The 14,553-nt window shown below is 55.7% G+C and carries 14 protein-coding genes and 2 pseudogenes; 13 read left to right on the top strand and 3 right to left on the bottom strand.

The genetic code is table 11. The features are described 5' to 3' along the window. The first annotated feature begins 23 nt into the window (after nt 1-23). From IC803_RS09440 to IC803_RS09420, 5 genes are all read left to right on the top strand, one after another. Complete coding sequence (locus tag IC803_RS09440) at nt 24-1,865, top strand: monovalent cation:proton antiporter family protein (protein WP_081207575.1); 1,842 nt, start codon at nt 24-26, stop codon at nt 1,863-1,865. A 37-nt stretch (nt 1,866-1,902) separates the two neighbouring features. Then, nucleotides 1,903-2,838: an alpha/beta hydrolase gene (locus tag IC803_RS09435; RefSeq protein ID WP_081207574.1), complete on the top strand. Its 936-nt coding sequence runs from the start codon at nt 1,903-1,905 to the stop codon at nt 2,836-2,838. Between the two features lie 93 nt (nt 2,839-2,931). Then, on the top strand, nt 2,932-3,600 hold the full coding sequence (locus IC803_RS09430) for an SOS response-associated peptidase (RefSeq protein WP_081207573.1): 669 nt from the start codon (nt 2,932-2,934) through the stop codon (nt 3,598-3,600). 15 nt (nt 3,601-3,615) lie between these two features. After that, the gene (locus IC803_RS09425) at nt 3,616-4,020 is read left to right on the top strand and encodes a thiol-disulfide oxidoreductase DCC family protein (RefSeq protein WP_081207572.1); all 405 of its coding nucleotides are present in this window, start codon (nt 3,616-3,618) and stop codon (nt 4,018-4,020) included. Nucleotides 4,021-4,078: 58 nt separating this feature from the next. Continuing rightward, a complete protein-coding gene (locus IC803_RS09420) occupies nt 4,079-4,474 on the top strand; it encodes a ClpX C4-type zinc finger protein (RefSeq protein ID WP_081207571.1) in 396 nt (131 codons plus the stop codon). Nucleotides 4,475-4,486: 12 nt separating this feature from the next. On the opposite strand, the gene IC803_RS09415 is transcribed toward IC803_RS09420, so the two are convergent. After that, nucleotides 4,487-5,056, bottom strand: coding sequence for an MFS transporter (locus IC803_RS09415; RefSeq protein ID WP_223811950.1), 570 nt, complete (start codon nt 5,054-5,056; stop codon nt 4,487-4,489). Between the two features lie 184 nt (nt 5,057-5,240). On the opposite strand from IC803_RS09415, the gene IC803_RS09410 reads away from it, so the two are divergent. Further along, nucleotides 5,241-6,761, top strand: a complete 1,521-nt coding sequence (locus IC803_RS09410) for an NAD(P)H-hydrate dehydratase (RefSeq protein ID WP_081207570.1) — start codon at nt 5,241-5,243, stop codon at nt 6,759-6,761. 188 nt (nt 6,762-6,949) lie between these two features. Here IC803_RS09410 and IC803_RS09405 read toward each other — a convergent pair whose 3' ends face one another. After that, nucleotides 6,950-7,198, bottom strand: coding sequence for a hypothetical protein (locus IC803_RS09405; protein ID WP_081207569.1), 249 nt, complete (start codon nt 7,196-7,198; stop codon nt 6,950-6,952). A 139-nt stretch (nt 7,199-7,337) separates the two neighbouring features. Here IC803_RS09405 and IC803_RS09400 point away from each other — a divergent pair, with 139 nt between their 5' ends. Then, on the top strand, nt 7,338-7,967 hold the full coding sequence (locus IC803_RS09400; RefSeq protein WP_081207568.1) for a LysE family translocator: 630 nt from the start codon (nt 7,338-7,340) through the stop codon (nt 7,965-7,967). Between the two features lie 42 nt (nt 7,968-8,009). On the opposite strand, the pseudogene IC803_RS09395 reads toward IC803_RS09400, so the two are convergent. After that, nucleotides 8,010-9,311, bottom strand: a pseudogene (locus IC803_RS09395) (amino acid permease). A gap of 179 nt (nt 9,312-9,490) precedes the next feature. On the opposite strand from IC803_RS09395, the gene IC803_RS09390 reads away from it, so the two are divergent. The 6 genes and pseudogenes from IC803_RS09390 (at nt 9,491) to IC803_RS09365 (ending at nt 14,415) form a co-directional block, all read left to right on the top strand. Beyond that, nucleotides 9,491-9,919, top strand: a complete 429-nt coding sequence (locus IC803_RS09390) for a GNAT family N-acetyltransferase (protein WP_081207567.1) — start codon at nt 9,491-9,493, stop codon at nt 9,917-9,919. A 132-nt stretch (nt 9,920-10,051) separates the two neighbouring features. Continuing rightward, nucleotides 10,052-10,801, top strand: coding sequence for an IclR family transcriptional regulator (locus tag IC803_RS09385; RefSeq protein ID WP_081207566.1), 750 nt, complete (start codon nt 10,052-10,054; stop codon nt 10,799-10,801). Continuing rightward, nucleotides 10,798-11,494, top strand: a pseudogene (pxpB, locus tag IC803_RS09380) (5-oxoprolinase subunit PxpB). Before IC803_RS09385 ends, pxpB begins: the two are co-directional and overlap by 4 nt. Beyond that, nucleotides 11,487-12,458: a 5-oxoprolinase subunit C family protein gene (locus IC803_RS09375; RefSeq protein WP_081207564.1), complete on the top strand. Its 972-nt coding sequence runs from the start codon at nt 11,487-11,489 to the stop codon at nt 12,456-12,458. The pseudogene pxpB and the gene IC803_RS09375 overlap by 8 nt, the downstream one beginning before the upstream one ends. After that, entirely contained in the window at nt 12,455-13,225 is a 771-nt protein-coding gene (pxpA, locus tag IC803_RS09370; protein ID WP_081207563.1) for a 5-oxoprolinase subunit PxpA, read from the top strand. The genes IC803_RS09375 and pxpA overlap by 4 nt, the downstream gene beginning before the upstream one ends. Beyond that, a complete protein-coding gene (locus tag IC803_RS09365) occupies nt 13,222-14,415 on the top strand; it encodes an NRAMP family divalent metal transporter (RefSeq protein WP_081207562.1) in 1,194 nt (397 codons plus the stop codon). The genes pxpA and IC803_RS09365 overlap by 4 nt, the downstream gene beginning before the upstream one ends. Nucleotides 14,416-14,553: the final 138 nt, after the last annotated feature.

Below are 14,553 nucleotides of genomic sequence, written 5' to 3'. Positions count from 1 at the left end.
GTTCGTTTAGAAAGGGGAACGTTATGGCCGAACAGTCATCGCTCACTTCGTTATTGATTGTTGTTGTTGCGGCGTTTTTGACGCCCATTGTATTAAACCGGCTTCGGCTGCAAGTGATTCCGGTCGTGGTGGCGGAAATTCTCGTTGGCATTGTGATCGGAAAAACGGGCTTTGATCTTGTACAGCCGGACATGTGGATTAAGACGTTGTCTACGCTTGGTTTTTTATTTTTAATGTTTTTGAGTGGGCTGGAAATTGACTTTTCGATGTTTGCCAATCAACCGAAAACAGCCAGCAAACAGCGAAAAGAACCGAATCCGTTTATAATTGCTCCACTCATTTTTGTGGCGATTTTTGCTTTGTCGTACGGCCTTTCTTATTTGTTTGTCGTCTTTGGTTATATAGACAACGCATTTTTCATGACGCTCATCATTTCAACGATTTCCCTTGGGGTCGTTGTGCCGACGTTAAAAGATACCAACTTGATGGAGACGACGATTGGGCAGGCCATTTTACTTATTGCGGTGATCGCTGATTTAGCGACGATGATTTTGCTGGCTGTATTCGTTTCGCTTTATGAGCCTGAACACGGAAGTACATGGCTGTTGCTTGGCCTATTTGCTTGCGGGGTTGTGTTTTATTTCGTTGGAAAACACTTTAAGAGACGATCGTTTGTCGAGACAATGGCCAAGGGAACGGTTCAAATTGGGACCCGAGCGGTATTTACTTTGATGATTGTGCTCGTCGCATTGTCCGAAACGTTTGGTGCAGAGAACATTTTAGGAGCATTTTTAGCCGGGGTGCTCGTTTCACTGTTGTCGCCGAATAAGGAGTTGCGCCACCAGCTTGATTCGTTTGGCTACGGTTTTCTCATCCCGATCTTCTTTGTCATGGTCGGTGTTGATTTGAATTTACGTTCGCTCATCACCGAACCAACGATTTTAATGATGATTCCGCTTCTTTTTTTGGCGCTGGTCGTATCGAAAGTCGTCCCCGTTTTTTTGCTCCGTATTTGGTATGATACGAAAATGACGTTGGCTGCCTCGTTTTTGCTTGTGTCGACATTGTCGCTTGTCATTGCGGCAGCTGCCATCGCCAAACGGATCGGGATGATCGATGAGACGATGGAAGGGGCGCTTGTTTTAGTAGCTGTTTTGTCTAGCATTGTTGCACCGATTTTGTTTAAAAAATGGTTTGTTCGCCCGAAAGACGAAGGGAAAATCGACGTATCCCTCATCGGAGTGAATCAGTTTACTTTGGCGGCTGCCCGGGAGCTTGATTTGCATCGATACGACGTAAGGCTGTTTCATGCGAAGCGGGAAGACATGGAGCGAACGGGAGCGGCCGACGTTTTCTCCATCGTTCGCATCGCTGATTACACAAAGGAAACGTTGGAAGAGCAGGGAGCGTTTGCGGCTGACATTGTTGTCGCTTGGACTGGCAATGAGAAGGTGAACGCTGATGTGGCGCTGGCTGCGAAGGAACAAGGGGTTGGGCGAATTTTGGTGCTTGCAGAAAGCCCGAAACAAGTGGAACGGTTGAACGACGAGGGCATTGAAGTGTTATCCGTTCTCCGCTCGACTAGTTCGATGTTGCGGGCATCCATCGAATCCCCAAGGGTGGCGCGGATGATGATCAACAAAGATACAACACTGCATGAAGTGGCCATGAATAATCCGGATTATGACGGGATTCCACTCCGTCGCTTCCCATTTATGGGCGACTGTATTATTGTCCGCATTTTCCGCGAAAACGAATTTATCGTTCCTCATGGCGATACGGAATTGCAAAAAGGCGACCGGCTGATTGTGACAGGTTCGGGCGAATATGTCGAGCAGTTGCGCCATCGGCTGGAGAAAGCATAAAAATGATAGAGATCAATACCAATGAGGGGAGAACGCAATGGAATTAGGACGCACACCACACCGTCTGCTACAGCGCGTATGGGTTCCGTTATCATTGACGATTGTGGCGCTCGGAGTGTTGGCTTGCATCGGGGTGTCCGTTTATGTTGGCTGGCAGCTGACCCATAAAGAGCGCCAGCCGATTACCGAGACGCCTCATGATTACGGGATGACATATGAAAATGCCACCTTTATCAGCAAAGACGGGGAGACGAGGCTCAAAGGCTGGATCATTTCACCGCAGAAACCGGCGCGCATGACGGTCGTTTTTGCCCACGGATATGCCGGCAACCGCATTCAAGAAAACGTTCCGTTTTTGCCGCTCGCCAAGCGGTTCGTGTCTGAAGGGTATCGTGTCATTTTGTTCGATTTCCGTGCGAGCGGTGAATCGGAAGGGGACATGATTACGATCGGCGTCAAAGAGAAGGACGACTTGCTCGGCGTCATCGATTACGCGAAGCAACACTACCGCGAACCGGTCGCCTTATACGGCGTTTCAATGGGGGCGGCGACATCGATTTTGGCGGCGGCAGAGGACGGTGATGTTCGCGGGGTGATTGCCGACAGCCCGTTCAGCGACCTCGAATCGTATTTACGCGCCAACATGCCGGTATGGACGCATTTGCCCGATGTGCCGTTTACGTATTTGATTTTAGCGATTGTTCCCGCGCTGGCGGATCTTGATTTAGACTTGTCTTCCCCTATTCGTGCGGTGGATCGTGTAGCGCCGAGGCCGATTTTGTTCATCCACAGCAAAGACGACCGTTCGATCCCATACGAAGAAAGTGTGAAGTTGCACCGTACTCATTCAGATGTCTTTCAACTATGGTTGACGGAAAAAGCCGATCATGTGAAAAGTTTTTCCCTCTACGGCGATGAGTATATTGAACGAGTGTTCACATTTTTGCGCTCATTGGAAAACACTTCTTCTTAAGGCGGACGCCATTCGTATTCGGCCGCTTTTTATTATAATGGAAGAAACGGGAGATGGAGATAGCGTGGATCAACGAATCAAGGAGTGAATGCCATGTGCGGCCGGTTTACGTTAACGGCTGATTTGGAAGCGCTGCAAGCGCTGTTTTGTTTTCGGTATCAAGGCCCGCTCGCCCCGCGGTTTAACATCGCCCCGAGCCAAGAAGTGCTGACAGTTGTTGTGGAAGAAGGGGAGCGAGTCGGGAAAATGATGCGCTGGGGGCTTGTGCCGTTTTGGGCGAAAGACGTTCGCATCGGCGCCAAGATGATCAACGCCCGGTCGGAAACCGTGGATGAGAAGGCAAGTTTTCGCCATGCGTTCAAGCGGCGGCGCTGTTTGATTGTAGCCGATGGATTTTACGAGTGGAGAAAAGAGGGGGAGAAAAAAGTGCCGTATCGGTTTACGCTCGCAGCGGGCGCGCCGTTTGCGTTCGCCGGGCTGTGGGAGCGCTGGGATGGGCCGAGCGGGCCGCTGGAGACGTGCACGATCATCACGACAAAGGCGAATGAACTTGTCGCCGCCATTCACGATCGGATGCCGGTCATTCTGCCTTCCGAGCGGCATGGCGACTGGCTTGATCCGAGCTTGGATGACAGCGAGTATTTGAAAACGTTCCTGCAGCCGTATCCGAGCGAGCGAATGCGAATGTACGAAGTGTCGCCGCTGGTCAATTCGCCGAAAAACGATGTCAGCGCCTGCATTGAGCCGGTCAACAGCCGATAACGGGAGGGAAGAGGGATGTCCCCGATCATTTTGTTTGATGGCGACTGCTTGTTTTGTCATGCAAGTGTGCACTGGATTGCCGTCCGCGACCGGAAGGCGGCATTCCGCTTTGCCTCGCAGCAAAGCGCCGTCGGCCGGGCGTTGTTGGAAAGAGGGAACATGCCGGCGGGAGACACGGTCGTCCTCATCGAAGACGGCTGCTATTATGTCAAGTCGGACGCCGTGTTGCGCATCGGCCGGCGTCTGGCCTGGCCATGGAAGGGGCTGGCCGCAGCTGGGTTTCTCGTTCCGCGGCCGTTCCGCGACTTTGTGTATGACCAAATCGCTGTCCGACGCCACCGCCTTATCCGCCGGCAAAATCGCTGTCCGCTGCCGCTCCCTGAGCTGCGCGCCCGTTTTCTAGACGAATTGCCGCGGTGAAGAAGGAAAACCGATCCGTTTGTCGTATTGAAAAGGGAAAGAAACAAGGGGGGAGATCATGACAAGCGGAACAACAAGGTGGCTCGATGAATGCACGACCGCGGCGTTGGAACGGTTTGCCGATGAGGTCGCAGCGATGGCTGAACAAAGCGGGGACGAAGCCCGCCGCCGGTTTTACGAAGGGATGGCCGTGGCGGCGAAATTGACGGCGTTGCGTTGGGGAGGAAAATGCGGGTATATTGATGGCCATTTGCTTGATAACGTGTACGAAGCGCTCTCCGTCTTCCCGCTCGAAAAGCTGGAAGAGGCTTTGGCGCTCGAAGCGCAAGAAGCCCGCGACGGCCGCTGTTCGTTTTGCTTGAAAGAAAAGCCGCGGCTTGTCAACGGGCCGCTGGCCGCAATTTGTGAAGATTGCCTGCAATTTGGACTGCAAGTCATTACGAAGCAACCGTAAGCGAAGCGGCGGTCATCTCCCATGCGATGGCCGCCGTTTTTCTGTAAACTGGATGAATGGATAGGAGAAGGCAAGCAATGCCAAAACAAGGGCGATGACGCCGCCCCAATGAAAGTGAGCGCAAACGTAGCTGCCGGCCGTTCCGGCGAGGCTGGATCCTAAATAACAGAGAAGAAGATATAAGGAGGACGCTTGGGCTTTATGGATACGCGTCCGTTCGCCAATCCAAACGCTTGCAATTGAATGGCAGCCGAAAAAGCCGAACGTAAACAGCGCCAGGCCGGCTATTTTTACGACCGCCGAAGGGGCGAGCGTGACAAACGCCCCAAGTGCTGTTGCAGCTACCGAAAGGAGAAGGGGGCGCGCATGGCCGTACACATCTGCCTTCCGTCCCATATAGACGGAGCTGAAGCTGCCAAAGATATACACAATAAATAAAAACCCGAGCACTGACTGGCGGAACGAGTACGGCGGTTCACTTAACAAAAAGCCGATGTAATTGTGGAGCGTCGCAAAGCCGCCAAAGAATAATGATACGCTTGCTTTGATGTATTCGCGGCGTCCTTTTTCGATGTATATCAACGTTGGTCGCCTCTTTTGGAATGAAATGAAACGGAACACTTCTGCTATACTGCTTTTTTCATCCCATCGTCTACAGAAGAAAACACCGCCTGTGCGGCGGCGCATCGTTTCACTTGTTGTACTCGTCTTTCGCTTGGAAAAATTGTACACTAAACATAGCTTGGAAGTGGAAAGGGGAATGGCCATGATTTCGATCGTAACAGCTGATGAAATGTATGCCATTGACCGGGAAGTGGCAGAGCGGATCGGCATTCGCGACGACTCGCTGATGGAAAACGCCGGACAGGCGCTGTTTCGGGCGCTGAAAGAGCGGATCTCGCGCGCTCATAGGGTCGCGGTGCTCGCCGGGACGGGCAATAACGGCGGCGACGGATTCGTCATCGCGCGCATGTTGAAAAGTTGTGGCTATGAAACCGATGTCTGGCTCATCCCGCCGCGGGAAAAGGTGAAAGGGGCGGCGCGCATGGCGCTTGAGGTGTACGAGCGGTCCGGCTATTCGTGGCTGCCTTATGAGGGCAATGAACGGGCGTTTGCGGCGCGCGTGCCGCATTACGACGCCATCGTTGACGCGCTCCTTGGCATTGGCGTCAAAGGGGACGTGCGCTCACCGTACAAAGAAATCATTGAACAAGTGAACCGCACGTCCGCAACGGTATACGCGATCGATGTGCCGAGCGGGGTGCCGGCTGACGGCGGTGATGTCAGCACCGCCGTTTGCGCTGATGTCACGCTCACGATCCAATGCCCGAAGCTTGGGGCGTATACGTTTCCGGCGGCCGATTATTACGGAGAGATCGCTGTTGTCGATATTGGCATTCCGCCCGTAGCGGTGCAGGCGAAGGCGGCTGCCCGGTTTTTGTGGGAACAGAGCGATGTAGTGCGGACGATGCCGAAACGAACGCGGTCATCGCATAAAGGAACGCACGGCAAGCTGCTCATTGTCGGCGGATCCAAGGTGATGAGCGGAGCGGTGGCGATGACGGCGAAAGCGGCGCTTCGCAGCGGTGCTGGTCTTGTGACGATGGCGGTTCCGGAAACGGTGTACGAGGCGGCGGCCAACCGCGTGCCGGAGGCGATGTGCCGATTATGGCCGGCAGAGGATGGCGCATTTGCCGGCGCGGCCGATTGGGACGGACTTGACATTGATGCGATGGCCATCGGTCCGGGAATGGGCCGGACAGACGGCGTGCGCCGCTTAGTGAACGAACTTGTGCGCCAGCCAGTGCCGCTTGTTATTGATGCAGATGCCTTGTTTTTTTGGGACGACTACGCTGAGCGGGTGCGCGGACGGAACGCGCCGACGGTCATTACTCCGCATCCCGGGGAGATGGCGCGCATCGTCCATCGTTCCGTTCGCGAGGTGGAGCATGACCGCTTTGGCGTATCGAAGCGACTGGCGATGGAATACGGTGTGTACGTCGTCTTAAAAGGGCCGTATACGATTGTCACGGCGCCGGACGGGGCGCAATATGTGAACGCGACCGGCAACCCGGCGTTGGCGAAAGGGGGAAGCGGCGATGTGCTGACTGGCATCGTTGCGGCGTTTTTGTTGCAGCATGAGGCGGTGCAGCCGGCGGTGAGCAATGCTGTTTTCGTGCATGGAAAGGCCGCTGATTGGCTTGTTCAACACGGCCATTCTCCATGGGATGTACTGGCGTCGGATGTGATTGATGCTTTGCCGGCTGTGCTGGCTTCGATGACGTGATCAGCCCCCCAGCGGAAAGAAGGGGTCTGGGAGATAAAAAGATCCAGCCAGTCATAGCGAGCTGGCTGGCATTTTCTGCTTTTGGCACGCGTTTTTTGGAGGAAACGGGCGCTTCGATGGCCCGGTCGCTAACTTCTCTATGTTTCCTATAGTCCGCTGACAGGAGCGGCTTGCGTCAGACAACAACGCTATAAGCGGAGCGACTGTTCCGTTTCGTATAAGCGGCGGAGCATGGCAGCGGCGCGCTCGAGTTCGGGCGGCATGGAGCTGCCTGCTTGCGCCGCTTGTTCGCGGGCGGCGGCTAGAATCTGGCTCGCGGCTTGCAGCTGCTGGTTGGCTCGCTGCAAGTTCGCTGCGCTGTTGCCCGCCTGCGCCTCTTCAACGGCCGCGCGCGCTTGTTCGACGGCGCGAACGGCCTCGTTTACCCGTTCGTTCATCTCGATCCCTCCAATCTGTTATAAATAACGTGCGCGTTCCGACATGACGATATTCGCGGCGTCACTGCACGGAAAATGAGTTGTACAGCGGCGAGCCGACGAATACAATGTATTGGACAATGGCAGGAAGGAGGAAAGGATGGAAACGTTTATTCGAGATCTTGTGTTAGGGCTGTCGCTGGCGGCGCCGATCGGCCCGGTCAATGCTGCACAGCTTGACCGCGGCATGCGCGGCGGATTTATCCCGGCGTGGCTGTTTGGACTCGGGGCGGTGACGGCCGATCTCGTATACATTGCGCTTGTCTATTTCGGCATCGGCGAATGGGCGAAGGAGCCGATCGTGCAAACATTCCTTTCGCTGTTCGGCGCCTTTGTCCTTCTTTACACCGGCGCGGAAAGCGTCTGGAACGCCCATGCGGTTACGATCCGTCAAGAGCGGAAAACAGAATCGGCGTTTGGATCATGGTTGGCCAGCTTTCTTCTTTCACTGCTTAACCCGCTGTCGATTTTATTTTGGCTCGGTGTGTACGGGTCAGTGCTGGCACAGATGGCGGCTGCCGGCGGGGGAGAAGGGCAAGTGATCTGGCGCACGGCAACAATTTTGGTTGGCGTCGTTTTATGGGATATGGCACTGGCGGCGGCTGCCGGGGGATTTCGCCGCCATGTCACCGCGAATGTGTTGGCTGCAGCATCGCTCCTCTCAGGCATCGTACTCGTTGGATTCGGCTTGTATTTTGGCTGGCAAGGGGTGCAATCATTTTGGGCATAGACGAAAACTGCTTGGCTTATCGCCCGAAGCCGCAGCCTTTCCTTAAGGCTGCAGCCGGGCGAGCCGGCGCCGCACCGCCTTTCGGATGCGGATGAACGCGGCAAAAGCGATCGCTGCAACCAATGCGAGGCTAATGAAAAAGCCGGGACGAATCTCACGGTCAATAACAGTGCCGCTGACGGCAAGAAAAATGAACAAAAACGCCGCCTGCCGCTTCCAGCGCCCGGTCCGGCCAAGCGGCAGCAGGCGCGGGGCAAACGATAAAATGAACAGCCAATTATACAGCAGCAACAATCCGGCTGCGGAGGTGATGTACTCATACAAACGCGCCGGCATAACAAGCGCCAAGATAACGGACAAAAGCAGCCCGGCCGCGGTCAGATGGAACGCCGGCGAGGTGAGCGTTCGTTTATGCTTGGCTGCGAAACATCTCGGGGCATCGCCGTCCTCAGCCAGCACTGTGATCATCGTCATCACCGCAAACAGCGAAGCGATCATCGTCGAAAAGCCGGCAATGATAAATACAGCGTTGAACAAATGCGAAAACAGAGGAAGCCTGTGCCAGTGAACGGCGGTCACAAACGGGCTTTCTTTTCCGCTAAAAGCGGCATGCGGCACGATAAGCAACGACAGGCCAAGGGCAGAAATGTACAAGATGGCCAGGACGGCGAGCATCGTTTTGCCGGCTTTCGGCGCTTCGCCCGGGTCGCGAAGGCGCACAGCCATAAGCGCCAACACTTCGAGCCCTCCAAACGCGTAAAAGGCATAAATCAGGGCGCTCCAAGAGCCGCGCGCCCCATTTGGCATCCAGTCTTCCGCCCGATTGGGAAACGAGGCGGCCCCGTTGCCGGTGAAACCGGCGGCGATCGCCATAGCGAGCGCCACAAAGCCGGCGACCGCCATAAGTTTCACGGCGCCGAGCGCGTGTTCGATTCAGCTGAGCAGGGTGGTCCCGAAAAACAGGACAATAAGACCAAGCGCGGCATACCCGGCCGCGAACAGCCAGAGCGGCACCACCGGAAACCAAAACCGAGAAAAAATGGCGAGAGCTGTAAGCTGGCTGCCCATGATAAGCAGTTCAGAACACCAATAGGCCCATCCGCAGCTAAACCCGGCCCACGGCCCGTATGCTTTTTTCGCGTACGAGCGGAACGATCCGGCTTCCGGGTCGGCGGCGGTCATGCCGGCGAGCAGCTCAAACACAATATAAGCGCTGGCAGCCGCGATGAAAAACGCCGCCACCACCGTCGGTCCGCCTTGTTCGATGGCAAGGCCGGAGCCAAGAAAAAATCCCGTTCCTACCGTGCAGCCGGCGCCAAACAGCGCCAGCTGCCGCCATGTCATCATTCCGCTTGCCTTTGTCCTCATTTTTGCTTCCCTTTTCCGCTTTGCGATTATTATCAAAAAACGGAGCGCTGTTTATACGGGCGTACGGCGTTTCGCAGGGATGGAGGACATTTTCTTTATATTTCCAGATCAATGTGGTACAATGGTGTATCATAAAGCGGGAAGGGGGAGAAGCTGTGCCGCCATTCGTTTTGCTTGAAACCGAAGAGGAAGTGAGAAGCGCTTTTCCAATCATGCGCGAGCTGCGCACACACTTGGATGAGGAAACGTATGTTGCGCTTGTGCGCGAAGCGAAAGAAAAAGAAGGGTATAAGCTGGCGGCGTTATATGATCAGGACAAAATGGTTGCTGTCGTTGGGTTCATGCCGATGATCACCCTCTATAACGGCCGTTTTATTTGGGTGTGCGATTTAGTCACCGCTTCAAGTGAGCGGTCGAAAGGGTATGGAAAAGCGTTGCTTTCGTATGTCCATGATTGGGCAAAAACGCATAGTTATGGGACTGTTTCACTGTCATCCGGCTTGCAGCGCGTTGACGCCCATCGCTTCTACGAGGAAAAAATGGAATACCAAAAAGTGAGTTATGTCTTTTTAAAACGGTTATAATCATGGAGAAACGGCGTCTGCAGAGCGGGCGCCGTTGATTTTTTAGTGGAAAATGGTTCGACTTTTCATTATAATAGCAATATAATTCATATTTTGGAATTGTTGTTCCGATATTCGGAACGAGGAGAGACCATGAACAAAACGGTTTTGAAAACAAAAGAACTGCTTGATTTGTTTCTCGACTGTGAGCGGTTGACGTTGCCCGAAATGGTCGCGCGTCTTCGGATGCCGAAAACATCGGTGTACCGGATGGCGCAGTCGCTCGTAGCGCTTGGCTTTTTGCAAAAACAAGGGGATCATTATGAACTCGGCTTGTCGCTGTTGACATTTGGAATGCTTGTCGCCGAGCGGCTCGATCTTCGCCGGGTGGCGCTGCCAGTCATGGAGCGGCTGAAAGAGGAGACGAAGGAGGCGGTCAATCTCGTCGTCCGCGATGGCGATGAAGCGCTATATATTGAAAAAGTCGAGACGTCCGAACCGGTGCGCGTCTATACGAAAGTCGGGCGGCGCGCGCCGCTGTACGCCGGGGCGTGCCCGCGCGTCTTGCTCGCGTTTATGGCTGAAGCTGACCGGGAACGATATGTCGAACAAGTAAAATTAGTGAAAATCGCTAAATGTACAGTGACGGACAAGCAAGTGTTGCGCCGATTGCTAGAGGAAAGCCGGAACCGCGGCTATACGGTCAGCTATTCCGAGTTAGAAAACTATTCTGCCGCTGTTGCCGTGCCCATTTTCAACCATGAAGGGGCGACGGTCGCCGGGTTGAGCGTCGCTGGTCCGGAACAGCGCTTTTCGCCGGACGATGTGGCGCGCATCGTTCCGCGATTGAAACAGGCGGCGATGGACATCTCGCGCGAGCTCGGTTTCCAAGGGAAGGGATGACAATGGAGTACACGCTGGTTCCATTATGTGAATATGCGATAACCGTCCGGTTTGCCAGTTGCATTGATGAAACCGTCAACGACATCGTTCACCGAACAGCGGTCCAGCTTCAGGCCGCGCAAAAAGAAGGCATCATGGAAATCGTGCCGGCGTTTTCCTCGCTCACCGTCTATTACGATCCGTTAGTGGCGGGGAATTATGCTGACGTATGCACCTGGCTGCGCGAGAATATCGGATCGTCCGGACAGGACGCCCGCCGTTCGACGCGAACTACCGTCATTCCCGTTTGTTACGGCGGTGAGTTCGGCCCGGATTTGGCAGATGTCGCCCGCTTTCATGGGATGACCGAGGACGAAGTGGTAGCGCTTCATTCTGCGGGACGCTACCGTGTCTATATGATCGGTTTTTCTCCGGGGTTTGCCTATTTAGGAGGCTTATCGCCGCGTTTGGCGACGCCGAGGCGGACGGTGCCGCGCACAACGGTGCCCGCCGGTTCGGTCGGCATCGCCGGCGGACAGACGGGCGTCTATCCGCTCGCGACGCCAGGGGGCTGGCAGTTGATCGGCCGGACGCCGCTAAAGTTGTTTGACCCGCACCGAGAGGAGCCAAGCCTGCTTTCAGCCGGTGACATCGTCCAGTTTCGGCCGATTGGCGTCGAGGAATTTGCACGTTTGGAGAGAGGAACATGATTGATGTGATGGATGGCGGATTTTTTACAACGGTCCAAGATGGCGGGCGCAGCGGCTACCGACATGCCGGCGTGCCGGTCGGCGGAGCGATGGACGCTTGGGCGTACCGCCTCGCCAACGCGCTTGTTGGCAATGAGGAGGATGAAGCGGTGCTCGAAGCGACGATGGCCGGTCCGACCCTTCGCTTTCACGTTGAGACGGTCATCGCTGTATGTGGCGGTGATTTCCCGTGCAAGCTCAATGGACGGCCGCTTCCGCTTTGGAAACCGGCAATCGTTCGGCCGGGGGACATCCTAGAGATCGGCGTGTGCCGGGCGGGGTGGCGTGCGTATATCGCGGTGTCAGGCGGCATCGCTGTTCCGCCTGTCATGGGCAGCCGCTCGACATACGTCCCCGCACGGCTCGGCGGCTTATCAGGCCGCCCGCTCCAGCCAGGGGATGCGCTGCCGACGGGCGCTGCATGCCGGCACCGCGTTGCCAAGCCGCTTCGCTGGGGGTTGGCCCGTTCAGCCAGCCGATATATCGGTGGAAAAACGAAAATGGTGCGCGCCGTTCCCGGGCCGGAATATTGCGAGTTTACGCCGGAAAGCTGCGGGCAGTTTTTCGCCGCTCGTTACGAGGTGACACCGCAGTCTGACCGGATTGGCTACCGGCTTTTTGGTCCGGCATTGGCGCTTGGGCGTGAGCGGGAGATGGTGTCGGAAGCGGTTGTGTTCGGCACAGTGCAAGTTCCCGCATCCGGCCAGCCGATCGTGTTGATGGCCGACAGCCAGACAACGGGCGGCTATCCGCGCATCGCCCAAGTGGCGGCAGCCGATTTGCCTGTATTGGCGCAGGCGCGACCGGGCGATTGCGTTCAGTTTCAGCCGATTGCGCCGGAAGAAGCGGAGCGGCTTTATATCGAACAACAGCAGCGGCTCGGCCGATGGATCGCGGCCATTCGCCGCCAATGGGGGGGAGAACAGTGAAAACGATTGATTTGAATTGTGATTTTGGTGAAAGTTTTGGCGTGTATCGGATCGGGCAGGAAGAGATCTTGTCGTATGTCACTTCCGTCAATATTGCTTGCGGGTTTCACGCCGGCGACCCACTCGTCATGCGGCAAACGGTGCAACTGGCTGTCCGGCACGGCGTCGCCATCGGCGCTCATCCGGGATTCCCCGATTTACTTGGCTTCGGGCGGCGGATGATGGCCGTTTCGCCGGAGGAAGTGTATGCGTACGTCGTGTACCAAATCGGCGCGCTATCGGCGTTCGTCAAGGCGGAAGGCGGCGTGATGACGCACGTGAAGCCGCACGGCGCCCTGTACAATATGGCGGCGAAGGATACAGCGCTTTCAGAAGCGATCGCCAAAGCGGTGTATGATGTGGACCCATCGCTCGTCTTATACGGTTTGGCAGGCAGCGAGCTCATCCGCGCCGGACAGGCATACGGCTTGCGGACGGCGAGTGAAGTGTTCGCTGACCGCACCTACCAAGCAGACGGTTCGCTCACACCAAGAAGCGACCCGCAGGCTGTCATTGCCGATGAAGACGAAGCGGTCAAGCAAGTGCTCACGATGATCCGTGACCGGCGCGTCCGTTCGGTGCAAGGGTCGGACGTGACGATCGAAGCTGATACTGTCTGCCTGCACGGCGACAATAGGCAGGCGGTGCGGTTTGCCAAACGGCTGCGTGAAGCGCTGCAAAAGGAAGGCGTCGCCATTCAGGCGATGCGGCAGGAGGAGAGACGATGAACAGGAAAGAAAGTAGATTAAGCGTACTCATTGGGGCTGTCTTTTTAATGGCGACATCCGCCATCGGCCCGGGATTTTTGACGCAAACGACCGTATTTACCGCTCAACTGGCGGCTAGCTTCGGGTTTGTCATTTTGCTTTCCATTTTGCTTGATATCGGCGCCCAAGCGAACATTTGGCGCATTATCGCCGTTTCCGAGCGGCGGGCGCAAGATATTGCCAACGCCGTGCTGCCCGGTCTCGGGTACGTGTTGGCGGCGTTTGTGCTCCTTGGCGGACTGGCCTTTAATATCGGCAACATTGGTGGTGCCGGGCTTGGGTTCAACGTGCTGTTCGGCATGTCTCCAGAGACCGGGGCGATCGTGAGCGCCATCATCGCCATCGCCATTTTTCTCGTCCGCGAAGCCGGCAAGGCGATGGACCGTTTTGCCCAACTGCTTGGGCTTGTCATGATCGCGCTGACGCTCTATGTTGTGTTTACAGCCAAGCCGCCGCTTGGTGAGGCGGCCGTTCGGGCGGTCGTTCCCGAAAAAATCGACTTTTTGGCCATTGTGACGCTCGTTGGTGGGACAGTCGGCGGGTATATTACGTTTGCCGGCGGCCATCGGCTGCTTGATGCCGGCATCAAAGGGAAAGACAGTTTGACGGAAGTGACGAAAAGTGCGGTCTCGGCGATCGGTGTCGCCTCGCTCATGCGCATTTTGCTGTTTTTGGCCGCGTTTGGCGTCGTTGCCCAAGGATTGACACTTGACCAAACCAATCCGCCAGCTTCGGTGTTCCGGCTCGCCGCTGGCGAAATCGGCTACCGCCTGTTCGGCATCGTGATGTGGGCGGCCGCCATTACGTCGGTGGTCGGCTCGGCCTACACATCGGTGTCGTTCATCCGCACGTTCCATCCGGTTTTGGACCGGTTCCACCGCTGGATCATTGTGTTGTTTATCTTAATCTCAACGGTCGTGTTTGTCTCGATCGGCCGCCCGGTGAAAACATTAATTTTAGCCGGAACGCTAAACGGGCTCATTCTCCCGCTGTCGCTTGGGGTGATGCTTGTCGCCGCCTATAGGCGGGACATCGTCGGCGACTATCGCCATCCGCTTTGGCTCACCGCGTTTGGCGCTATTGTCGTCGCCTTGATGGCATATATGGGCGTGTATACAGCCGCACAGCAGCTGCCGCAGCTGTTTCAGTGAAATGAAAACTGTGATGCCTTTCGTCCGTTTCCAACATTTGCATTTCTTCGCCGTCCTTTTGTAATATAGAAACGGGCTCACGGAAGCGGCATTGCGGTCTTTATGGCTCAGTGCACAAGGGCCATAGCGGTGGGGAAA

It is taken from the genome of Geobacillus sp. 46C-IIa, from assembly GCF_014679505.1.
Lineage (GTDB): Bacteria > Bacillota > Bacilli > Bacillales > Anoxybacillaceae > Geobacillus.
Note: the sequence above shows the minus strand (reverse complement) of the source record. Positions and strands in the feature narration are given on the sequence as shown.

What these genes read in the sequence shown, in the direction of transcription:
- IC803_RS09385 (WP_081207566.1), top strand. Translation starts at nt 10,052, where the DNA reads ATGAACAAAACGGTTTTGAAAACAAAAGAACTGCTTGATTTGTTTCTC.
- IC803_RS09435 (WP_081207574.1), top strand. Translation starts at nt 1,903, where the DNA reads ATGGAATTAGGACGCACACCACACCGTCTGCTACAGCGCGTATGGGTT.
- IC803_RS09405 (WP_081207569.1), bottom strand. Translation starts at nt 7,198, where the DNA reads ATGAACGAACGGGTAAACGAGGCCGTTCGCGCCGTCGAACAAGCGCGC.
- IC803_RS09430 (WP_081207573.1), top strand. Translation starts at nt 2,932, where the DNA reads ATGTGCGGCCGGTTTACGTTAACGGCTGATTTGGAAGCGCTGCAAGCG.
- IC803_RS09420 (WP_081207571.1), top strand. Translation starts at nt 4,079, where the DNA reads ATGACAAGCGGAACAACAAGGTGGCTCGATGAATGCACGACCGCGGCG.
- IC803_RS09410 (WP_081207570.1), top strand. Translation starts at nt 5,241, where the DNA reads ATGATTTCGATCGTAACAGCTGATGAAATGTATGCCATTGACCGGGAA.
- IC803_RS09365 (WP_081207562.1), top strand. Translation starts at nt 13,222, where the DNA reads ATGAACAGGAAAGAAAGTAGATTAAGCGTACTCATTGGGGCTGTCTTT.
- IC803_RS09425 (WP_081207572.1), top strand. Translation starts at nt 3,616, where the DNA reads ATGTCCCCGATCATTTTGTTTGATGGCGACTGCTTGTTTTGTCATGCA.
- IC803_RS09440 (WP_081207575.1), top strand. Translation starts at nt 24, where the DNA reads ATGGCCGAACAGTCATCGCTCACTTCGTTATTGATTGTTGTTGTTGCG.
- IC803_RS09375 (WP_081207564.1), top strand. Translation starts at nt 11,487, where the DNA reads ATGATTGATGTGATGGATGGCGGATTTTTTACAACGGTCCAAGATGGC.
- IC803_RS09400 (WP_081207568.1), top strand. Translation starts at nt 7,338, where the DNA reads ATGGAAACGTTTATTCGAGATCTTGTGTTAGGGCTGTCGCTGGCGGCG.